At 25.9% G+C, this 21,334-nt stretch carries 20 protein-coding genes and 4 tRNA genes; 14 read left to right on the forward strand and 10 right to left on the reverse strand.

Annotated elements, in window-relative coordinates; translation table 11 throughout:
• Positions 1 to 33: 33 nt before the first annotated feature.
• Together crr and D8S97_RS00350 are read left to right on the forward strand one after the other, a co-directional pair.
• Positions 34 to 537 carry a PTS glucose transporter subunit IIA gene (crr, locus tag D8S97_RS00345; protein ID WP_158360948.1) on the forward strand — a complete coding sequence of 168 codons (504 nt, stop codon included), beginning with the start codon at positions 34 to 36 and terminating at the stop codon, positions 535 to 537.
• A 61-nt stretch (positions 538 to 598) separates the two neighbouring features.
• Complete coding sequence (locus D8S97_RS00350) at positions 599 to 1,396, forward strand: undecaprenyl-diphosphate phosphatase (protein ID WP_158360949.1); 798 nt, start codon at positions 599 to 601, stop codon at positions 1,394 to 1,396.
• 17 nt (positions 1,397 to 1,413) lie between these two features.
• Here D8S97_RS00350 and D8S97_RS00355 read toward each other — a convergent pair whose 3' ends face one another.
• Positions 1,414 to 2,640 carry a tRNA CCA-pyrophosphorylase gene (locus tag D8S97_RS00355; protein WP_158360950.1) on the reverse strand — a complete coding sequence of 409 codons (1,227 nt, stop codon included), beginning with the start codon at positions 2,638 to 2,640 and terminating at the stop codon, positions 1,414 to 1,416.
• Positions 2,641 to 2,878: 238 nt separating this feature from the next.
• Here D8S97_RS00355 and rfaE1 point away from each other — a divergent pair, with 238 nt between their 5' ends.
• Both rfaE1 and ribB read left to right on the forward strand, forming a co-directional pair.
• Positions 2,879 to 3,823, forward strand: a complete 945-nt coding sequence (gene rfaE1 / locus D8S97_RS00360) for a D-glycero-beta-D-manno-heptose-7-phosphate kinase (protein ID WP_158360951.1) — start codon at positions 2,879 to 2,881, stop codon at positions 3,821 to 3,823.
• Positions 3,824 to 4,111: 288 nt separating this feature from the next.
• The gene (gene ribB / locus D8S97_RS00365) at positions 4,112 to 4,753 is read left to right on the forward strand and encodes a 3,4-dihydroxy-2-butanone-4-phosphate synthase (protein ID WP_158360952.1); all 642 of its coding nucleotides are present in this window, start codon (positions 4,112 to 4,114) and stop codon (positions 4,751 to 4,753) included.
• Positions 4,754 to 4,776: 23 nt separating this feature from the next.
• Here the strand turns inward: ribB and tsaD are convergent, their stop codons facing one another.
• The gene (tsaD, locus tag D8S97_RS00370) at positions 4,777 to 5,796 is read right to left on the reverse strand and encodes a tRNA (adenosine(37)-N6)-threonylcarbamoyltransferase complex transferase subunit TsaD (RefSeq protein ID WP_158360953.1); all 1,020 of its coding nucleotides are present in this window, start codon (positions 5,794 to 5,796) and stop codon (positions 4,777 to 4,779) included.
• A 236-nt stretch (positions 5,797 to 6,032) separates the two neighbouring features.
• On the opposite strand from tsaD, the gene rpsU reads away from it, so the two are divergent.
• The 3 genes from rpsU to rpoD all read left to right on the forward strand — a co-directional run bounded on the left by rpsU (position 6,033) and on the right by rpoD (position 10,120).
• The gene (gene rpsU, locus D8S97_RS00375) at positions 6,033 to 6,248 is read left to right on the forward strand and encodes a 30S ribosomal protein S21 (RefSeq protein ID WP_011053591.1); all 216 of its coding nucleotides are present in this window, start codon (positions 6,033 to 6,035) and stop codon (positions 6,246 to 6,248) included.
• A gap of 77 nt (positions 6,249 to 6,325) precedes the next feature.
• Positions 6,326 to 8,086 (forward strand): DNA primase, encoded by a 1,761-nt coding sequence (dnaG, locus tag D8S97_RS00380; RefSeq protein WP_158360954.1) that lies wholly within the window; start codon positions 6,326 to 6,328, stop codon positions 8,084 to 8,086.
• Positions 8,087 to 8,212: 126 nt separating this feature from the next.
• Positions 8,213 to 10,120 (forward strand): RNA polymerase sigma factor RpoD, encoded by a 1,908-nt coding sequence (gene rpoD / locus D8S97_RS00385; RefSeq protein ID WP_158360955.1) that lies wholly within the window; start codon positions 8,213 to 8,215, stop codon positions 10,118 to 10,120.
• A 112-nt stretch (positions 10,121 to 10,232) separates the two neighbouring features.
• Here rpoD and cysE read toward each other — a convergent pair whose 3' ends face one another.
• The 7 genes from cysE to argC form a co-directional block, all read right to left on the reverse strand.
• Complete coding sequence (gene cysE, locus D8S97_RS00390; RefSeq protein ID WP_158360956.1) at positions 10,233 to 11,063, reverse strand: serine O-acetyltransferase; 831 nt, start codon at positions 11,061 to 11,063, stop codon at positions 10,233 to 10,235.
• Positions 11,064 to 11,124: 61 nt separating this feature from the next.
• Positions 11,125 to 11,589 (reverse strand): protein-export chaperone SecB, encoded by a 465-nt coding sequence (gene secB / locus D8S97_RS00395; RefSeq protein WP_158360957.1) that lies wholly within the window; start codon positions 11,587 to 11,589, stop codon positions 11,125 to 11,127.
• 82 nt (positions 11,590 to 11,671) lie between these two features.
• Entirely contained in the window at positions 11,672 to 12,121 is a 450-nt protein-coding gene (locus tag D8S97_RS00400) for a rhodanese-like domain-containing protein (RefSeq protein WP_158360958.1), read from the reverse strand.
• 84 nt (positions 12,122 to 12,205) lie between these two features.
• The gene (argH, locus tag D8S97_RS00405; RefSeq protein WP_158360959.1) at positions 12,206 to 13,585 is read right to left on the reverse strand and encodes an argininosuccinate lyase; all 1,380 of its coding nucleotides are present in this window, start codon (positions 13,583 to 13,585) and stop codon (positions 12,206 to 12,208) included.
• 59 nt (positions 13,586 to 13,644) lie between these two features.
• Complete coding sequence (locus D8S97_RS00410) at positions 13,645 to 14,850, reverse strand: argininosuccinate synthase (RefSeq protein WP_158360960.1); 1,206 nt, start codon at positions 14,848 to 14,850, stop codon at positions 13,645 to 13,647.
• Positions 14,851 to 14,878: 28 nt separating this feature from the next.
• Positions 14,879 to 15,652, reverse strand: a complete 774-nt coding sequence (gene argB / locus D8S97_RS00415) for an acetylglutamate kinase (protein ID WP_158361648.1) — start codon at positions 15,650 to 15,652, stop codon at positions 14,879 to 14,881.
• An 18-nt stretch (positions 15,653 to 15,670) separates the two neighbouring features.
• Positions 15,671 to 16,675 (reverse strand): N-acetyl-gamma-glutamyl-phosphate reductase, encoded by a 1,005-nt coding sequence (gene argC, locus D8S97_RS00420; protein WP_158360961.1) that lies wholly within the window; start codon positions 16,673 to 16,675, stop codon positions 15,671 to 15,673.
• 149 nt (positions 16,676 to 16,824) lie between these two features.
• Here argC and argE point away from each other — a divergent pair, with 149 nt between their 5' ends.
• Positions 16,825 to 17,970: an acetylornithine deacetylase gene (argE, locus tag D8S97_RS00425; protein ID WP_158360962.1), complete on the forward strand. Its 1,146-nt coding sequence runs from the start codon at positions 16,825 to 16,827 to the stop codon at positions 17,968 to 17,970.
• 21 nt (positions 17,971 to 17,991) lie between these two features.
• Here argE and metF read toward each other — a convergent pair whose 3' ends face one another.
• On the reverse strand, positions 17,992 to 18,876 hold the full coding sequence (gene metF, locus D8S97_RS00430; protein ID WP_158361651.1) for a methylenetetrahydrofolate reductase: 885 nt from the start codon (positions 18,874 to 18,876) through the stop codon (positions 17,992 to 17,994).
• A 202-nt stretch (positions 18,877 to 19,078) separates the two neighbouring features.
• On the opposite strand from metF, the gene murB reads away from it, so the two are divergent.
• From murB to secE, 6 genes are all read left to right on the forward strand, one after another.
• Positions 19,079 to 20,056, forward strand: coding sequence for a UDP-N-acetylmuramate dehydrogenase (gene murB / locus D8S97_RS00435; protein ID WP_158360963.1), 978 nt, complete (start codon positions 19,079 to 19,081; stop codon positions 20,054 to 20,056).
• Between the two features lie 173 nt (positions 20,057 to 20,229).
• A tRNA-Thr gene (locus D8S97_RS00440) sits at positions 20,230 to 20,302 on the forward strand.
• Between the two features lie 11 nt (positions 20,303 to 20,313).
• Positions 20,314 to 20,395: transfer RNA gene (locus D8S97_RS00445), tRNA-Tyr, on the forward strand.
• A 7-nt stretch (positions 20,396 to 20,402) separates the two neighbouring features.
• Positions 20,403 to 20,474 (forward strand) — tRNA-Gly (locus D8S97_RS00450).
• A 28-nt stretch (positions 20,475 to 20,502) separates the two neighbouring features.
• Positions 20,503 to 20,575, forward strand: a tRNA-Thr gene (locus D8S97_RS00455).
• Between the two features lie 375 nt (positions 20,576 to 20,950).
• Positions 20,951 to 21,334, forward strand: coding sequence for a preprotein translocase subunit SecE (secE, locus tag D8S97_RS00460; protein ID WP_158360964.1), 384 nt, complete (start codon positions 20,951 to 20,953; stop codon positions 21,332 to 21,334).

Genomic DNA, 21,334 nt, shown 5'->3' on the forward strand with positions numbered 1-21,334 from the left:
ATTTAATTTATAGAAAGAATTAGGAGAAAAAAAATGAGTTTCTTATCTGATTTTTTTAATAAAAAAAAATCTAAATATTTAAAAAAAATAGATATTTTAGCACCTTTATCAGGCGATATAATAAATATTGAAGACGTGCCAGACGTTGTTTTTTCTAAAAAAATAGTAGGTGACGGAATAGCTATCAATCCTTCCGGAAATAAAATACTTTCGCCAATTAATGGTACAATTGGAAAAATATTAAACAGTATGCACGCTTTTTCAATTATTTCAGAAGACGGAGTAGAATTATTCGTACATTTTGGAATTGACACAGTAAAATTAAAAGGAGAAGGTTTTAAAAAAATAGCAAAAGATAATCAAAAAGTAAAAATAGGAGACACTATAATATTATTTGATTTAAATTTATTAAAAGAAAAAGCCCATTCTATTTTAACACCAGTTGTGATATCTAATATAGAAAAATTTAAAAAAATAGAAAAGTCATCAGGTAAAATTATTGCTGGAAAAACAGTTATTATGTCTTTATATAATTGATTTTTTAATGTAAAAAACGGTGCTATTATTTAGTACCGTTTTAAAATAAAGGTAAAAAAAAATGTTTTTTCTTCATAAGATAATTATTTCTATATTCATAGGAATAACACAAGGAATAGCAGAATTTTTTCCTATTTCATCTACAGGACATATGATTATTTTCATTCATTGGTTAAATGTAGAAAACAAAGAAACTCAAATGTTAGAAACATTTGTTCAACTTGGATCTACTTTAGCAGTTTTTTTATTTTTTTATAAAAAAATACTAAAATTATTAAAATTAAAAACAAAAAAAGAAAAAAATAAAACAAAGAAAATACATATTCTTCTTTCTATTTTACCAACTATTTTTTTAGGAATAATTTTTTACAATAAAATTAAATTATTATTTAATTATATTAATGTGATGTATGCATTAATATTAGGTGGTTTTTTCTTAATTATCTCTGAAAAATTTAAACCGAAAAAATCAAAAACTAATTCGATAAAAGATATAAATTTAATACAATCGTTAATTATTGGATTTTTTCAAACTTTATGTTTATACCCAGGATTTTCAAGATCTGGAGCTAGTATAGCAATATCTATGTTATTAGGTTTAAAACGTTCAGTTGCAATCAACTTTTCTTTTATTATTTCCATTCCATTAATAGCAGGAGCATCAATTTTAGATTTAATAAAAAATATTCAAAATATTAATGTGTTGAACATTTCGTATTTCTTAACTGGATTTATTGTATCTTTTCTTGTATCTTTTATATTTATGAAAAAATTAATTAAGATACTGAATAAAGTATCATTAACTTTTTTTGGAATTTATCGATTTCTAATAGCAGGATTAATTTATTTGATAAAATAAATAAAAAAATGTATTTTTTAAAAAAATTTTTTTCTTATACGCCATGATTCAAGTTTTTTAACTCTTAATTTATTTAATTCATTTCTAATTTTTAGACCTTTAAAACCTTGATTTAAAATTGTTTTCACAGAAATATCTTTGATAACAAAAAAACATTTTTTTAAAAAACCAGTTTTTAATTTAAAATTAAATGTTTTATTTTGATGATTCAATAAATTAAAATCACATAAAAACGACAATTTATAGACTCGATCTGGTTTTCTCCAAGCATCTATTCTTGAAAACATATCAACAATACTTTTAGAAGACTGATAGTGAATTGAACTAAAAAAAACGTAGAAACCAGTATTTAAAACAGCTAATTCTTGAATATTTAATGGAATATTAAAACGCTTACATAAATTCTTTACAATTACAGCAGAAGACTCATCATAATTTTTTTTTGTAGAAAAAAAACCTGTTTTTTGAGATAAAAATTGGCATAAATAAGAAAATTGTATAGAAACATCTTTAGTTAAAATAGATATTTTAGATAAACCCATTGAAAAAAAACAGCTATCGTATAAATCCATAAAAAATGGAGAAAAAAATGTTTTTCTTTCGTATAAAAAATATATTTCTGGAAAAATAGAATGTAATGCTTGACAAGCATGTAAAATTTGAAAATAAACATGAGGATTCGAGGTTTTGAAAGCTTTTTCAGTTTCATTCCAAATTCTATTTTTAGTCAAATATAAAAGTTCGTTTTTTTTTACCATTTTACACATTAAAATCATAGTTTTTTTATCAATATGAAAACCTAGGTGAACCAAGCTAGCTGCAAATCTTGCTGTACGTAAAACACGCAATGGATCTTCAGTAAAAGAATCTGAAACATGACGTAATAATCGGAGTTTTAAATCTTTTTTACCTTGAAAAGGATCGATATAATTACCATGCTCATCTTGAGCAATAGCATTAATTGTCAAATCACGTCTAATCAAATCTTCTTCTAACGTAACATTAGGATTAAACTCAGTATAAAAACCAGTATATCCTTTTCCGGATTTTCTTTCTTTTCTTGCTAACGCATATTCTTCATGTGTTTCTGGATGCAGAAAAACAGGAAAATCTTTTCCTACTTGTTGAAATTTTTTTTTTAATAAAATTTCCTTTGTACCTCCTACTACAACCCAATCTCTATCTTTAATAGGTAAATTTAATAAACTGTCACGAACCGCTCCTCCTACTAAATATATTTTCATAAAAATTTTCCCATACTAAAAAATAAAATTCTATTCTATAATAGAAAGAATAAAATATAATACATAATTATTTATAATTTTATAAAAATAAAATCTTGTAATAATTTTTTAGATAATATATAAAAAATTAAATAGTTTTTTAAGATGCAAATACTAAAAAATACTCAATTGTTTTTTTTAAATTATTTTATTCTAAAAATAAAAATTAACAATTTAATATAAAATTAAAGAGATTATCATGAAAAAAAAATTAATTAATTTTAAAAACGCGCTTGTTCTTGTTGTTGGAGATCTTATATTAGATTGCTATTGGTATAGTAAAAATTACTATGTATTATCAGAAGAATCACTACCAGTGGCACCAATTGAAAAAATAAAAAAACAACCAGGTGGTGCAGCGAACGTTGCTAAAAACATTGCAGAAATTGGTGGAAACTCTAAAATAATTGGTTTTATTGGTATGGATTATGAAGGAGAAACATTAAAAAAACTTCTTAATCATATCAGAATTTATCCTGATTTAATCAGTATAAAAAAAAATAAGACAATTACAAAAATCAGGATTTTATCAGAAAACAAACAATTAATTAGAATAGATTTTCAAGAAAAATACATTTCAAAAAAATTTAATGTATTATATGAAAAAATTATCAATTCATTAACATACTACAAAGTTTTAGTACTTTCAGATTATGCAAAAGGAACATTAGTTGATGTAAAAAAAATTATTAATTTAGCAAAAAAAATGTCTATTCCTATACTTATAGATCCAAAAGGATTAGATTTTAAAAAATATTCTGGTGCTACTTTATTAACACCCAATCTTTCTGAATTTGAAAAAATAGTAGGAAAATGTTACGAAGAAAAACAAATATTACAACGAGGCATTAAATTAGTATCTGAATTAAATCTATCAGCATTATTAGTGACTCGTTCAAAAAATGGTATGACTCTTTTTCAACCTGAAAAACAACCTATACATTTTCCAGCTATATCTAAAACAGCATCAGACGTAACAGGTGCAGGAGATACTGTGATTTCAATAATAGCTTCTTCCTTAGCGACAGGATATTCGTTAGAAGAAGCCTGTTTTTATGCAAATATCGGAGCTAGTATAGTAGTACAAAAAATAGGTACTGAAACATTAAAAATAAATGAATTAAATACAGTTTTAAATCTTTAATAAAAGATTTTAAAATTTGTCATACTTAATCAAATTTTTTCGCATTTCTTTTCTAAATCATATAATTAAAAATATCTTAAAAAATTTTATATCTAAATATTATTTGTAATACTTAGGTATAAAAAAGATACATAAATATCATTAAAAGCATACATTTCCACATTGCTCTTAAGTTTTATTCAATATATAATAAGATTATTTAAAATATTTCATTTAATAAAAGTTTAATTTCTAATAACCCCTAATTTTTTAAAAATTTTTATTTAATAATTTAAGAAGGTTTTCAAAATGAACCAAACACTGCTTTCTGAATTTGGAAACCCTATAGAACGTGTCGAAAAAGCTATATCTGCTTTACAATTAGGTGAAGGTATCATCATATTAGATGATGAAAAACGCGAAAATGAAGGAGATCTTGTTTTTTCATCTGAAAAGATGACAGTCGAACAAATGGCTTTAACAATTAGATATGGTAGTGGAATAGTATGCTTATGTATAACTGAATCTAAACGTAAAAAATTAAATTTACCTATGATGGTTAAACATAATACCAGTACTTATCGTACTGGATTTACAGTAACAATAGAAGCTTCAAAAGGCATTTCTACTGGTGTTTCAGCAAAAGACCGATTAACTACTATAAAAACTGCCACAGCAGATGACGCTAAGCCTAGTGACTTAAACAGACCAGGCCATGTATTTCCTCTCAGAGCAAATAGAGGTGGCATATTAGCAAGAGCAGGACACACAGAAGCAGCTATCGAAATAGTATCACTTGCAGGTTTTAAACCATATGGAGTAATTTGCGAGTTAACCAACAAAGATGGATCTATGTCTCGAACACCTGAAATTATAAAATTTTCAAAATCTAAAAAAATGAAAATATTAACTATTAAAGACTTAATTCTCTATATTAAAAATAAAAAATAAAAATTTTATCAAAAAAAACATCATTAAATTAATATTTGAGATAAGCTATCTATAGACCATTTTGGCTTAACAAGTATTTCTAATGAAGAAGTACGTGCTTCATTACAACGTAATAATCCAAGATAAGCAATCATTGCACCATTATCAGTACAAAATTGTAATTGAGAATAAAAAACTTTTCCATTAAAACATTTTTTCATCATATCTTGCGATCTTTTCCGTAATAAAGTATTCGCGCTAACTCCACCTGCTATAACTAAACGATTCCATCCTTTCTGAGATAATGCTTTTTTAGTTTTAATTAATAATATATCGATTACAGCATCTTCAAAAGCTCTTGCGATGTTGGCTTTTTGTTGCATGTTTAAAACACTATTTTTGATGACTTTAGAAGTGAAAGTTTTTAAACCTGAAAAGCTAAAATTTAAATTTGAATGATGTATCATAGGTCGAGGAAAATAAAAATGATTTTTTATCCCCTTAGCTGCTAAATTAGACAATTCACGTCCATTTGGATATTTTAATTCTAACATTTTTGATATTTTATCAAAAGCTTCACCTGCTGCGTCATCTAAAGAATTTCCTAATATTTCATATTTTCCTAATTTATAAGCAGCAATTATTTGTGTATGTTTTCCAGAAACTAATAATGCAATAAATGGAAATTCAATTGACTTATACTCTAACATTGGTGATAATAAGTGCGCTTCCATATGATTAACAGGTAAAACAGGAATATTTAAAGAAAAAGCTAAAGAACATGCAAATGTAGCACCGACTAATAAAGAACCAACTAAACCAGGTCCCGCAGTATATGCAATAAGATCAATTTCCTTCATAATATTTTTTTTTTTAAAAATTTTATCTAATAAAACAATTATTTTCCTTGTATGTTCACGAGATGCTAATTCTGGAATAATACCGCCATAATTAGCATGTATTTTTTTTTGACTATACAATTCATTGATCAATAAACCTTTAGAAAGATCATAAATAGCTATACCAGTATCATCGCAAGATGTTTCAATACCTAGAACTTTCATTTTTTTATAAACCTATAAAGTTAATTTAAAATTAAAATCATTAATTTTTCTAAAATTGTTATTATAAATAATTTATTTACTTAATTTATTTAAAAAAAATTTAAAAATCAAAATAAATAAAATAAAGTGATACTTTACAAAATAATCCTAATTAAGATAGGATCTATTCTATATTTAAAACATTAATTATTAATTTTTTATACTTATCAAAAATAAATAATAGAGGTAAAATTTGAATGCCAATAATAAAAGTACGTGAAAATGAACCCTTTGATGTAGCACTTCGCCGATTTAAACGATCTTGTGAAAAAGCTGGTATTTTAGCTGAAATTCGAAGAAGAGAATTTTACGAAAAACCCACTACTGAAAGAAAACGTGCTAAAGCTTCTGCTATTAAACGTCTTGCAAAAAAGCTTACACGAGAAAATGCAAGACGTATTCGTATGTATTAAAATATTTCTTAAAAACAAAAAAACTAAAAAACCGTTCTTTTTTAAGAACGGAATTTTATTCTACCATATAAAAATATATGTCCGGGAAAATACCTAAATATTTCATTAATGAATTATTATTTCGAACTAACATTGTTGAATTGATAGAAACACGAATAAAATTAAAAAAAAATGGCAAAAATTATCAAACTCATTGTCCTTTTCACAATGATAAAACTCCATCTTTTACTGTAAGTTATGAAAAACAATTCTATTATTGTTTTGGATGTAATGCACATGGAAATGCAATTGATTTTTTAATAAACTATGATAATTTAAATTTTGTAGAAAGTATTGAAGAACTTGCTACAATGCATAGTGTTGAAGTTCCATTTGATAAAAAAGGTATAATTGAAAAAAAGAATTATCTAAAAAAACAAAAATTGTATTTATTAATGAATAAAATATCTAAATTTTATCAAAAAAACATTATTTTTACTGATTCAGCAAATAAATATTTAATTAAAAGAGGAATTAATAAAAATATGATTAATATTTTTTGCATCGGATTTTCAAGTAATAAATGGAGTTTTTTTTCTAAAAAATTTAGTCTAAAAAAAGATTTTGAGCAAGATTTATTACATTATAAAATAATTTCTACTAATAAAAAAGGAGATGTATATGATCCTTTTCAAGGGCGCATAATTTTTCCTATACATGATCAACATGGAAGAATTACAAGTTTTGGCGGACGTTCTATAACAAATCACATTTTACCAAAATATCTTAATTCACATGAAACTGATATTTTTCATAAAGGAAAACAAATTTATGGATTGTATCAAGTTAAAAAAAAACACTCTAAACCGAAATATCTATTAGTTGTAGAAGGATATATAGATGTTATCATGTTAACACAATATAACATTGAATATGCAGTTTCATCATTAGGTACATCTATAACAAAAGAACATATACAGATACTTTTTCGTCACACTAATACAGTTATATATTGTTATGATGGTGACGATGCAGGAAGAAATGCTTCTTGGAGAGCTTTAAAAATTGCATTGCCATATATATCTGATAAAAAAAGTATAAAATTTATAATGTTACCTAAAAACGAAGATCCAGATACTATTATAAAAAAAGAAGGGAAAAAAAAATTTCAATTACGAATTGATAATGCTCTTACAATGTCAAAGTTTTTTTTTAAAAATATTTTAAAAAACGTTGACTTATCATCTAACGATGATAAATTTCACTTAAGCGTGCGTGCTCTACCTTTAATAAATTGCATATCTAGTGATACAATAAGAATTTACTTACGACAAATATTAGCTAGAATAATAGGGATTTTAGATGATTATCAATTTGAAAAATTTTTATACGAAAAAGAAAGAAAAAGTAAAAGTTTACAATTTCAAATTAAGTATACTCCTATGCGAACTCTTATAGGTTTACTTATTCAAAATCCTAATTTAGCAAAATTAGTACCTTCAACAAAAAAATTTGAAAATGAAAAAATAAAAGGACTTCCTATTTTTTTAGAAATTTTAAAAACATGTTCTAATAATCCAGATTTTAATACAGGTCAATTATTAGAGTTTTACAGACACAGTAAAATAATTAATATTTTAAAAATTTTATCTAAATGGGATCATATGATTATTAAAGAAAAAATTCAAAATATGTTTTTAGATTTATTAAAAAATACATATAGCAAAATTTTAGAAAAAAAACAAGAAAAATTAATTGCAAAAGAAAGAATTGAAGGACTAACAATAGACGAAAAAAAAGAAATTTGGTCTATTAATAAAATATTATCAAAAAAAAATAATTTTTTATATGACAAGTAAAAAACATTTAAAAATATTAATTAAAATTTTTTTAATACAAGTTAAAAAAAAAATAAATTTTTATTCATTATTGACTAAAAAAGTCAATTAATATTCATTATATCAACAAAATTTGGATATTTTCCTATGGAGCAAAACCCACAGTCACAACTTAAGCTGCTTGTTACACATGGTAAGGAGCAAGGGTATTTAACCTACGCCGAAGTTAACGATCATCTTCCAGAAGAAATTATTGATTCTGAACAAATCGATGACATCATTCAGATGATTAATGATATGGGAATTCAAGTTGTCGAAGAAGCGCCCGACGCAGACGATTTAATTTTAAATGAAATAAATACAGATACAGACGAAGACGCAGTTGAAGCAGCTACACAAGTTCTATCAAGTGTTGAATCCGAATTAGGAAGAACTACGGATCCAGTTCGCATGTACATGAGAGAAATGGGAACTGTTGAACTACTGACTAGAGAGGGAGAAATTGATATCGCTAAACGAATTGAAGAAGGAATTAATCAAGTTCAATCTTCTGTATCAGAATATCCAGAAGCTATTACTTATCTACTCGAACAATATGATCGAATTAAAACTGGTCAAATACGATTATCTGATATAATAACAGGCTTTGTAGATCCAAACGCAGAGGAAATTTTTTCTCATCCTACGTCAACAATTCAGATTGGTTCTGATATTTTGAAAGATATAACTGATGATAATAATGAAAACGAAGACGAAAACGAAGACGAAAACGAAGACGAAAACGAAGACGAAAACGAAGACGAAAACGAAGACGAAAACGAAGACGAAAACGAAGACGAAAATAGCATTGATCCAGAACTAGCTAACGAAAAATTCACAGAATTACGCAAACAATATACCAATACAAGCAATACAATTAAAAATAAAAATAGAAATCATAAAGATTCATTATTAGAAATTTATAATCTTTCAGAAATTTTTAAACAATTTAGGTTAGTTCCAAAACAATTTGATCATTTAGTTAATAACATGCGTAAAATGATGGATAGAGTTAGAATACAAGAAAAAATAATTATGAAACTATGTACTGAAGAATGTAATATTCCTAAAAAAATTTTTTTAAAGATTTTTTCAGGAAAAGAAACTGATGAAAACTGGTTTAAAAAAGAACAAAATTCAAATCAACCCTGGTCTGAAAAATTAGAAGAAATTAAAGAAAAAGTTTTTTCCAGTATGAAAAAATTAAGTCAAATAGAAAAGGAAACAGGTTTAACAATTGAGCAAGTTAAAGATATTAACAAAAGAATGTCTATTGGAGAAGCAAAAGCAAAAAGAGCAAAAAAAGAAATGGTAGAAGCTAACTTAAGATTAGTTATTTCTATTGCAAAAAAATATACCAACAGAGGACTACAATTTTTAGATTTAATTCAAGAAGGTAATATTGGGCTTATGAAAGCAGTGGACAAATTTGAATATCGTCGAGGATATAAGTTTTCAACTTATGCAACTTGGTGGATTAGACAAGCAATTACTCGTTCTATCGCAGACCAGGCACGAACTATTCGAATCCCTGTACATATGATAGAAACTATTAACAAACTTAACCGAATTTCTAGACAAATGTTGCAAGAAATAGGACGAGAACCAACTCCAGAAGAACTTTCTGAAAAAATGCTAATCCCTGAAGATAAAATTAGAAAAGTTTTAAAGATAGCTAAAGAACCTATATCTATGGAAACACCTATCGGAGATGACGATGATTCACATTTAGGAGATTTTATAGAAGACACAACATTAGAACTGCCACTTGATTCAGCAACATCTGAAAGTTTAAGGTCAGCAACACATGATGTTTTATCAGGTCTTACAGCTCGTGAAGCAAAAGTACTTCGCATGCGTTTTGGAATTGATATGAATACTGATCACACTTTAGAAGAAGTTGGAAAACAGTTTGATGTAACTCGAGAAAGAATAAGACAAATAGAAGCCAAGGCACTAAGAAAACTCCGTCATCCAAGTAGATCAGAAGTACTTCGCAGTTTTCTAGATGATTAGAATGAAAGATGTATATAATATTGTCGAAAATAAAACTTCTGTAGAAAAAATAGTAGCACATCAATTATATTTTTAAAAAAAACAGGAGTTTTAATTTCAAAAAAAATATATATTAAATACCTTCTCCATATTGAAAATATTCTAAATGATGTATTAAATTATTTTTTTCCTCTTGAAAAAAAATTTTTTTACCAGTTTTATTTTCGTTTATAATTTTAGCCGGAACACCAGCAACAGTAACAAATGGGGGGATATTTTTCAAAACTACAGATCCCGCTCCTACTTTTACTCCTTGACTAACTTCAATATTACCTAATATTTTTGCTCCAGCTCCTATAATAACTTTTTTTCTGATTGTAGGATGTCTATTTTTACTGCTGTTTTTACCTGTTCCACCTAAAGTTACTGAATGAAAAATAGAAACATCATTTTCTATGATTACACCTTCTCCAATAACAATACCAGTTGCATGATCAAGCATAATTCCAGAACCAATAGATGCAGCAGGATGAATATCTACTGAAAAAACAGTAGATATTCTACTTTGCAAATAGGTAGATAACTCATATTTTTTTGTATTCCAAAGATAATTGCTTAATCTATATGCCTCTAAAGCCTGAAAACCTTTTAAATATAAAAAAGGGGTTAAACAATTCTTTACAGCTGGATCCCGTTCTAATACTGCTTTTATATCTTTAACTACAGCATTAATTATGAATAAATTATTTGAATATATTTTTTTAAAAACACTATATATATTTTTTTTAGATATCATCGATGTTGATAATTTATTAGATAATATATAACTTAAAGAATGACTTAGTTTGTTATGATTTAATATACTTTCTTGACAAAACTTTGATAAGATTGGCTCTTTTTGCAATACACTTTGCGCTTCATATTTTATCATATTCCATAATTCTAAAACTTCTAAAGAACACATTCTTTTCTCCTTAGAAACAATATTTAAAGCAAATTACTTTTATATATAAAATTAAAAAAACTTAAAAGTTATCCTTTTCATTAGAATTATTTTTTTCATATTCTAAATTTTTATAAAAAATATCATCAAAATTAATAGGTGATAAATTTAATTGTGGAAAGCTACCATAAGAAACTAAACTAGATATACATGTTCTAGCATAAGGAAATAAAATATTTGGACAATAAGAGCCTAAACAATGTTTCAACTCTTGTTCATTTAAACAAGAAATAAAAAAAATACCTACCTGATGAACATCACATAAGAAAACTAAGTTTTCTTCACTTTTTACTATTACTCTTACTTGTAAAATCGTCTCAAAAATATTTGTTTTTAGTTTTTTAGAAACTGTACTCAAATTAAACTTTATCGTAGGATCCCATTTCTTATGGAAAATCTTCGGAGTATTTGGAGCTTCAAAAGAAGCATCTTTTATATAAATTCTTTGAATTTCAAAAGATTTCTCTTTTAATTGTTTTTCTGACATATAGAATCCATTAAAATTAATAAAATTTATAGTTTAAATATTAAAAAAAAAAATTGAATTTTTAATTCTTAATTTTAACAGTTTAATTTAGAAAACTATTTTTTTTATTAAAAGTAGTAGGTAAATTTTCTCTATTCCAAGCATCCATGCCATTTTTTAAAAAAAAAATTCTATCTAATCCATATTTAATAAATTTTTTAATATATTTATCATGATAATCTAATGAATCTATTATAAGAATAATCGGAATAGATTTAGATAAATTTAATTCTTTTATCTTGCTTGAACAAATATTTTTCAACGGAACATTAATAGCGTTTACAATATGACAAGAATTATATAATTCAACGGATCGCGTATCAATTACAATAGCATTTTTTTGATTTATTAATTTTATTGCATGAAAGTTATTAATGATTTTAGATTTTAAAAACATATTTTTAGTACTTAAAAAAATTATTAAAATAAGAAAAAAAAACCATATAAAACTAAGTACCAAGTTGTTAGAAATAAAAAATAATATATCTTTCATACAATAAAAATCCTATATTTCATAGTTTAAAAACATTTTATATAAAAATATAAAAAATATTTTAATTAAATAATCACTTTTTTATTATAAAATATTTAATCTTATCTTTTCTTTTATAATCTGTTTACGTATCTCATTTAGAGCCACTCCTCCTTTAGAAGATCTCTTTTCAAGACAGGATTCTAGAGTGATATTTTCATATATATCATCAGTAATAAGAGTACTATACTGTTGAAATACAGATAAATCTAAATTATTTAAAGATTTTTTTTCATTAATAGCTCGAAGAACTAATTGACCAGATACATTGTGTGCTTCACGAAAAGTCATACCTTTTTTTACTAAATAATCTGCAATTTCTGTTGCGTTGGAATAGCTTTTTTCTGCAGCTTTACGACATGATAGACGATTTAATTTTATATTTTTTAAAATCAAAGTAGCTATAGATAAAGAATCGTTCCAAGTTTTAAGAGAGTCAAAAAGACTTTCTTTGTCTTCTTGAAGATCTTTATTGTAGGATAAAGGAAGAGATTTTAAAACAACTAAAATAGATACTAGAGCACCATGAACACGACCACATTTAGAACGTATAATTTCTAATGCGTCTGGATTTTTTTTTTGAGGCATTAAAGATGAACCAGATGTAATGGAATCTGATAATTCAACAAAATTAGCTTCATTCGAATTAAAAAAAATCAAATCTTCTGAAAATCGAGACAAATGAGTCATACTAATTGAAGAAGCAGATAATAATTCTATAACGTAATCTCTATCAGAGACACTATCAAGTGCATTATTAGTCGCGGAATTAAAACCCATCGATATAGCCAGCTTTGTTCTATTAATATTCCACGCTGTTCCAGATAAAGCACCAGAACCTAATGGACTTACATCTAATCTTTTCAAGATATCTTTCAAACGACTAGCATCGCGTTTTAACATTTGTATATAAGCTAAACACCAATAAGAAAAGGTAATTGGTTGAGCACGTTGCAAATGAGTGTAACCGGGCATTATGGCATCATAATTTGATTCAGCTACAAAAACAAAATTTTTTTGTAAATTAATAATAGAATCTAATAAAACAAAAATTTTCTTTTTGCACCACAATTTTAAATCAGTTGTAATTTGATCATTTCTGCTTCGACCAGTGTGCAGTTTTTTACCTAATTCTCCTATTTTTTTAATAAGATTAGCCTCTATCCAACTATGAATATCTTCATAATCACTTTCAAGAACTTTTTTTGGATTGTTATAAATTTCTTTTTTTAAAAAAACTAATGCAGATTCTATTTTTTTTTGCTCTTCTTGCGTTAAAACACCAGCTTCAACAAGAGATTTAGACCAAGCAATAGATGCAAATATATCCTCTTTAGCTAAAATATAATCAAAATGTAAAGAACTATTAAATATTTTAAATTTTTTATTAGATTCGTCAAGGAACCTTCCACCCCAAAGCGACATATATTTTCTCTATAAGAATTATTAAAAAATTAATTAAAAATAAGAAATATTTATATTTTTTATTTTAACTTGTTTTGAGCACGTATTCTAGAAGAAAGAGAAAAAAGACGAATAAAACCTTCAGCATCAGAATGCTTATAAACTTCATCTTCACCAAAAGTTGCATATTCTTCAGAATACAAAGAATTTGAAGATTTTTTTTGTACAGGAATTACACTTCCTTTATATAATTTTAAAACAACTTCACCGTTTACTTCAGACGATAAAGCGTCTGCAGCAGCTTGTAATGATTCACGAATTGGAGTAAACCAACGTCCATCATAAATTACCGAAGACATCTCTAAACCAATTTTTTCTCTCCAGTTAAAACTTTCTCGATCAAACACTAATTGTTCAATTGCTCTAAGAGCCACACTAATAATAGTGCCACCTGGAGTTTCATAACAACCTCTAGATTTAATACCAATAAGTCTATTTTCAACAATATCTATTCTTCCTATAGCATGTTTAGAACCAATCTTATTTAATTTTTCTACACATTTTAAAGGAGTTAAAAATTCGTTGTTCACGCATATAACAGAACCTTTTTTTACTGTTAATAAAACGTATTCTGGTTGTTCTGGAGCATCTTCTGGCTCTACTGTCCAATTCCAACAATCTTTATTTGGTTTATTCCAAGGGTCTTCAAGTAAACCTCCTTCTGTGGAAATATGCCAAGCATTCTCATCTTTGCTGTAAATTTTTTCTAAAGTTGCTGATGTTGAAATATTTTTTTTGCGTAAATATTCTAGCAATGATTCTCTTGAATGCAGATTCCATTCACGCCACGGAGCAATTACCTTCATATGAGGTGCTAATGCTGCATAAGCTATCTCAAAACGAACTTGATCGTTACCTTTACCAGTAGCACCATGACATAAAATTTTTGCTTGAATACTGGAAGCAAATTCTACTTGTTTCTTAGCAATAATAGGTCTAGCCATTGCTGTACCTAATAAATAATTTCCTTCATATAAAGCACCTGTTTTTAAAACTGGATATACGTATTCTTTTATAAATTCTTCTTTTAAATCAAAAACACAGCAATCAATTGCACCAGATTGAAGTGCTTTTTTTTCAATACCTTTTAAATCTTCTTTGGATTGACCTATATCTGCTACAAATGCTACGACATCAACATGATAATTTTCCTTTAACCAAGGAATAATTGCCGAAGTATCTAAACCACCTGAATATGCTAAAACGACTTTTTTAAAGTTATTCATAATATTTTTAAAACCTATTATAATTAGACTATACTAAAACTCGAGTACCAATGTTTATACCATTAAATAATAATTTAAGTTCATCTGTCTTCTGCCAGCTAGCAATATCTATAGGACGCTGCAAAACGCGTGCTGCTTCTAAAGCTGCGTTAACTTTAACAATCATACCATTAGTAATAATACCCTGAGATATTAATTTTTTAGCTTGAGAGGAATTAATTTCTGGAATTCTTTGACCTTTACCATCTAATATTGAGCTTATGTCAGACAACAAAATTAAATTTGCTTCCAAGGTGGTAGCTAAAGCCGTAGCTGCCAAATCTGCATTAACATTCATTAATAAACCATTATCTGTAATACCTATAGAACTAATGATTGGTAAAATACCTTGCTCACATAATTTTGTTAAAAAAAGAGGAGAACCTGGTTTAGCTTTTCCTACATGACCTAATTTTTGATCTAATCTTTCTACATTTACACTTTTTCCATCTGCCAAACATAAACCAATAGCATTGATTTTATATTTTAATGCCCATGAAAGTAGAATTTTATTAGCTGTTCCTGCTAGAGCACCGGTAATAATATTAATATGTTCAGATTCAGTAATTCGCAAACCATTTTTTTTCTCAACAGGCAATGATAATCTATTCATCAGATTATCAATTAATCGCCCCCCTCCATGAATTATTAAAATATGTCGTTTATTAGATTTTTGATAATCAAGAAGCGCTTTAAACAAACGCATCATTGCATCATCACTTTCTAAAAGAACTCCACCTAATTTAATAACCAAAGGATTCATCATCAAAAAACACCTCATTTAAATAATTGATTCAATTTCGGAAAATCCAAAACGAATATTAAAACATTGTACGGCTTGTGCAGCTGCACCTTTCAATAAATTATCTTCAGCAGCTATAATAACAATATGTTTATCTTTAATTGCAAATCCGATATCACAAAAAGGTAACTTTACCACAGCTTTAATACTAGGAAAATTTTTTTGATATATTCGAATCAATGGTTTTTCTTTATAAACTGTATTATATAAATTATAAATATCTTGCAATCTAAAATCAGTTTTTAACTGACACGTAATAGTAGCAATAATTCCACGTGAAAAAGAACCTAAATGAGGAATAAAAATTACTGGAATACCTAAATGCTCTATAATTTCAGGAGTATGGCGATGAGTAAAAACATTATATGGATGCAAACTAACTTCACAAAAACTATTATTAATATTAGCTTTCCTACCAGCTCCACTGACACCGCTTATAGCATTAATAATAGGAATAAATTTTTTTTCTAAAAAATTTGCTTTTATAAGAGGTTTTAATGCTAATTGTATACATGTTGCATAACATCCTGGTAAAGCTACTAATTGAGATTTTTTAATTTCTTTCTGATTCCATTCAGGTAATCCATATACAGATTTTTTTAAAACATCTTGGTATTTATGAGAAAATCCATAATACTTTGAATAAATGTCAGTATCTTGAACTCGATAAGCACCAGACAAATCAAAAACAACGCAATTAAGAGATAAAAAAAAAGGCACAAGAGAGTGACTAACATTATGATCTGTAGCTAAAAAAACAGCATCAATATCTTTATCAATTAAAGTAGAACTACTAATTGCTTCAAACGGTAAATCTATAATATTTGTAAACTGTTGATGCAATTCTGAAAATAATTTACCTATACTCGAACTATTTTCTGAAACAAAAATTTTTTTAATTTTAGAAAACATATGACGGTTAATATAATTAACTAATTCTGCACCAGCATATCCACTAGCACCAACAATTAACACATTCAACATAGATTGATAAACCTTAAAAATAAAAATTTTAAAAAATTATTAACTTTTTAAAAAAATGTATTTTATTAATTATTAAATTTTATTGATATTTTTTATATTATAATTAAAATGAATTCTAAGTTATAAAAAAAAACTAATAAATTACTTAAATGATAAGAAAAATACCTTCTTTTATTAAAATATATGAATCATTAATTAAAATACCTACTATCAGTAGTCAAGATAAAAAACTTGATCAAAGTAATAAAATTTTAATTGATTTACTTTCTAATTATTTTTCTGAATTAAAATTTACAGTAAAAATACAAAATATCCCGAATACAAAAAAATTTAATATGTTAGCCTCTTTTGGTAATGGAAAGGGAGGTCTTTTGCTTTCTGGACATACAGATACTGTTGACTTTGACGCAAATTTATGGACGAAAGATCCTTTTAAATTAACTGAAAAAAACAATAAATTATATGGATTAGGTGCAGTAGACATGAAAGGTTTTTTTGCTTTTATACTGGACGTACTAAGCACAAAAAGCATAAAAAAAATCAAAAAACCAATTTATGTTCTTGCTACTGCAAACGAAGAAACTGATATGTCAGGAGCAAGATATTTTATCAAATCTACAAATATAAAACCAGACTGTATTGTCATTGGAGAACCAACATCTTTACAATTAGTCAAAGCACATAAGGGACATATCTCTTATTCTATTGATGTTATTGGTAAAACGGGTCATTCTAGCTCCCCTTCTAATGGTATTAACAGCATTGAAATTATGTATTTAATTATAAAGAAACTACTTAAATTAAAAGTATATTTAAGAAAAAAATATTTTCATAAAGAATTTTCTATTTCGTATCCCACTATGAATTTTTCTTCTATAAATGGAGGTAATGCAATTAATCGAATTTGTGCATTATGTAACTTAAAATTTGAAATACGACCTATACCTGGATTGACTTTAACACAAATTGAAATTTTAGTTCAAGAAGTCTTACAGAAGATTTTCAAAAAATGGCCTAATCGCATTTTTTTAAAAAATCTTTTTTTTTCTGTACCTCCATATGAATTTCCTAAAGAAAGTAAAATTATTAAAAAAATAGAAAATTCATGTCAATTAACTCCAATAACTGCTAATTATTGCACTGAAGCTCCTTTTCTTGAAAAAATTGCACCAACTTTAATATTAGGACCAGGATCTATTGAACAAGCGCATCATGCAGACGAATATTTAGACTGTTCTTTTATTAAACCCACTAAAAATATTATAAAAACACTAATAAAAAAATTTTGTTATTAAGTGCAAAAAAACTTTGAAAAATTAATTTTTAAAACCAAACATATGGCATATAGAATATACTACATCTGATTGATTTAAAGTATAAAAATGAAAATTGTTTATTCCTTCATCAGATAAAACTTTTATCATATCTATAACTATGCTCGCACCTATAATTTTCTGAGCTTTTAAATCGCCCTCTAATCCATGAAACATTTTAAACATCCATTTAGGAATACTAACATTCGTCATACTAGAAAACTTTTTTAGTTGCTCAAAATTATAAATTGGTAATATACCGGGTACAATTTCAATATTTATATTATTTTTTATACAATTATCTCGAAAACGTAAATAACTTTCAACATTAAAGAAAAATTGAGTAATTGCTCTATTTGCACCAGCATCAACTTTCTTTTTTAAATTCAAAATATCAGATTGAGCGTTTTTCGCTTCTGGATGTATTTCTGGATAAGCAGCTACAGAAATATCAAAATCAGCAATTTTCTTTAATAATAAAACTAAATCTAAAGCATATATTTTATGTTGATATAATTTTTTTGGAGCGTCGCCTCTTAAAGCAACTATACTTCGAATACCATTTTCCCAATAAAATTTTGCTATTTCTTTTAATTCATTTAACGTAGAGTCTACACAAGTAAGATGAGCAGCTGTTTTAACACCTGTTTTTTCATGTATTTCTTTTACAACGTTATAAGTTTTTTCTCGTTCTCCACTATTTGCTCCATAAGTGACAGAAAAAAAAAATGGTTTTAATTCACTTAATTTTAAAGCTGAAGATAATAATTTTTTTTCTGCATCTAAGCTTTTAGGAGGAAAAAATTCAAAAGAACATTGAACAGTATTATTTAAATTTTCTAATTTTTTCTTAATTATATCTTGATGATATTGATTTACAAAATTCATTATTAAAAGTTCCATTAAAATTTGATAGTTACAACTCAATGTTTTTGATATATTATACATCAAATTTATATTAACTTTTTTAGATTTTAAAGAATTATATTTTTATTTAAAAATTTAAAAAAAAAAACTACGTTAGTATTTAAAATTTTATGTACAAAAAAAAAACTCTTCTCAATCTTTAAAAGATTTAAATACATTTTCAATAGATGTAACAGCAAAAAAAATTATTTTTGTTAATACAATTCAATCATTAGTTGATATATGGCAAAAATGCAAAGAATCTAATATTCCTTATATAATTTTAGGTGAAGGAAGCAACGTACTATTTTTAGAAAATTATAAAGGGATAGTTATTATTAACCGCATAAAGGGAATAAAAATTCAAGAACAAAAAAACATTTGGCTATTACATGTTTTTTCAGGAGAAAAATGGCATGATTTAGTTAAATACACATTACGAATGGGCCTATTCGGATTAGAAAACTTAGCTTTAATTCCTGGTTCAGTAGGATCAGCAGCTATTCAAAATATTGGTGCTTATGGTTTAGAACTAAAAAATATATGTCAGTATGTAGACGTTATTTCTTTAGAAGAAAATAATATAATTAGATTGAAAAAAAAAATATGTAATTTTTCTTATCGAAGTAGTATTTTTAAATCCCAATACAATCATGGATACGCAATTGTTGCAGTTGGTATAAAAATACAAAAAAAATGGAAACCTATTATTTTTCCTGCTCTTTTAAAAAATAGAAAAATAATAAAAATAAACGCTTATAAAATATTTAATATAGTATGTCAAATAAGAAAAGAAAAACTACCTAACCCTAAAAGATTAGGAAATGCAGGTAGTTTTTTTAAAAATCCTATTATCGCACTTGAAAAAGCAAAAAAAATTTTATCTTCATACAATATTCCGTATTATTTTCAAAAAAATGGCTTTATAAAAATGTCTGCTGCTGCGTTAATTGAAAAATGTAATTTTAAAAATATGCAAATTGGTGATGCAGCAATTTATAAAAAACAAAAACTTATATTAATCAATCTAAAAAAAGCAAATTCAAAAGAAATTTTGAGATTAGCTCAAATAATACAAAGATGCATTTTAAAAAAATTTAAAATATACTTAGAACCTGAAATAGATTTTATTAATTCTTCAGGAAAGATAAAATTATTATAAAATATTTCAACGATTTTTATTTAAAGTATAAATTTAAATAAGATTTTATATAAATATATTTAACACTTATCATATTTACTTAAAATTATTTCTTAAAAAAACTTGCAATAAAAATCAAAAATAATATAATATAAGATTAAATTTATTAAAATATCTTTTAAATAAAAATTAAAGCCGGCTTAGCTCAGCAGGCAGAGCAACTGACTTGTAATCAGTAGGTCACCAGTTCGATTCCGGTAGCCGGCATAACTTAACAAGGTGGGGTTCCCGAGCGGCCAAAGGGAGCAGACTGTAAATCTGCCGTCTAAGACTTCGAAGGTTCGAATCCTTCTCCCACCAAAAAAATGCGGACATCGTATAATGGCTATTACCTCAGCCTTCCAAGCTGATGATGCGGGTTCGATTCCCGCTGACCGCTTAAAAAAATGTATTTTAAAGTTTTTTACGCTGATATGGCTCAGTAGGTAGAGCACACCCTTGGTAAGGGTGAGGTCCCCAGTTCAAACCTGGGTATCAGCATAAAACTTTATACTTTCTCAAAAATAAAGTATCACCTAAATTGCATACATTTGAAAAAATTACTTTTCAAAAAATTTTTTTAAATCATTAAACCAAAAAAATCTCACCTAAATACTTTAAGATTTTCTATATTTCTAAATTCACTTATACTAAAATCTCTCTATTACTAGATAGCTGAATTACTAGATAGCTGAATAGTTTTTTTTAAAAAAATATACAACAATATGTAAAAATATAGAATAATGTATACTACATACTAAAATAGTATGTAGTAATACGAATAAAAATAAATATTTTTTTATATATAAAACTTTAAAAAAGTTAACATATTTTTTCTATATTATTGTTTTATTTTTATAATTTTTAAGAGAAACTATGAACATTCGCATTCCTAATCAAAAAAAAGATAAACATTTAGAAAAAATAAAGTGGTTTTTTATAATTGTAATTTTTATTACATCTTTCTTTATCAATAATTTTTTTGATAAAGTAGGATTTTTTACTCGTACATTTATAGTCACTTTGTTAATTAGCTTTGCAATCAGTATTGCTGTATACACAAAAAAGATAAAAAAAATTTTTTTATATATTAAAGCGTCAAAGAATGAAATGAAAAAAATAACTTGGCCTCAATATAAAGAAACTTTATATACAACATTTATTATTATTTCTGTGACGATAGTAATATCTCTACTTTTATGGGGTCTTGATAGTATCATATTTCGTTTAATAGCATTTATTATTAGTTTAAGGTTTTAA

The sequence above is a fragment of the Buchnera aphidicola (Rhopalosiphum maidis) genome (genome assembly GCF_003671935.1).
Taxonomy (GTDB): Bacteria; Pseudomonadota; Gammaproteobacteria; order Enterobacterales; family Enterobacteriaceae; genus Buchnera; species Buchnera aphidicola_AL.

Coding starts and splice junctions, on each gene's coding strand:
- crr (WP_158360948.1), top strand. CDS start 34: ATGAGTTTCTTATCTGATTTTTTTAATAAAAAAAAATCTAAATATTTA.
- D8S97_RS00350 (WP_158360949.1), top strand. CDS start 599: ATGTTTTTTCTTCATAAGATAATTATTTCTATATTCATAGGAATAACA.
- D8S97_RS00355 (WP_158360950.1), bottom strand. CDS start 2,640: ATGAAAATATATTTAGTAGGAGGAGCGGTTCGTGACAGTTTATTAAAT.
- rfaE1 (WP_158360951.1), top strand. CDS start 2,879: ATGAAAAAAAAATTAATTAATTTTAAAAACGCGCTTGTTCTTGTTGTT.
- ribB (WP_158360952.1), top strand. CDS start 4,112: ATGAACCAAACACTGCTTTCTGAATTTGGAAACCCTATAGAACGTGTC.
- tsaD (WP_158360953.1), bottom strand. CDS start 5,796: ATGAAAGTTCTAGGTATTGAAACATCTTGCGATGATACTGGTATAGCT.
- rpsU (WP_011053591.1), top strand. CDS start 6,033: ATGCCAATAATAAAAGTACGTGAAAATGAACCCTTTGATGTAGCACTT.
- dnaG (WP_158360954.1), top strand. CDS start 6,326: ATGTCCGGGAAAATACCTAAATATTTCATTAATGAATTATTATTTCGA.
- rpoD (WP_158360955.1), top strand. CDS start 8,213: ATGGAGCAAAACCCACAGTCACAACTTAAGCTGCTTGTTACACATGGT.
- cysE (WP_158360956.1), bottom strand. CDS start 11,063: ATGTGTTCTTTAGAAGTTTTAGAATTATGGAATATGATAAAATATGAA.
- secB (WP_158360957.1), bottom strand. CDS start 11,589: ATGTCAGAAAAACAATTAAAAGAGAAATCTTTTGAAATTCAAAGAATT.
- D8S97_RS00400 (WP_158360958.1), bottom strand. CDS start 12,121: ATGAAAGATATATTATTTTTTATTTCTAACAACTTGGTACTTAGTTTT.
- argH (WP_158360959.1), bottom strand. CDS start 13,585: ATGTCGCTTTGGGGTGGAAGGTTCCTTGACGAATCTAATAAAAAATTT.
- D8S97_RS00410 (WP_158360960.1), bottom strand. CDS start 14,850: ATGAATAACTTTAAAAAAGTCGTTTTAGCATATTCAGGTGGTTTAGAT.
- argB (WP_158361648.1), bottom strand. CDS start 15,652: ATGAATCCTTTGGTTATTAAATTAGGTGGAGTTCTTTTAGAAAGTGAT.
- argC (WP_158360961.1), bottom strand. CDS start 16,675: ATGTTGAATGTGTTAATTGTTGGTGCTAGTGGATATGCTGGTGCAGAA.
- argE (WP_158360962.1), top strand. CDS start 16,825: ATGATAAGAAAAATACCTTCTTTTATTAAAATATATGAATCATTAATT.
- metF (WP_158361651.1), bottom strand. CDS start 18,876: ATGAATTTTGTAAATCAATATCATCAAGATATAATTAAGAAAAAATTA.
- secE (WP_158360964.1), top strand. CDS start 20,951: ATGAACATTCGCATTCCTAATCAAAAAAAAGATAAACATTTAGAAAAA.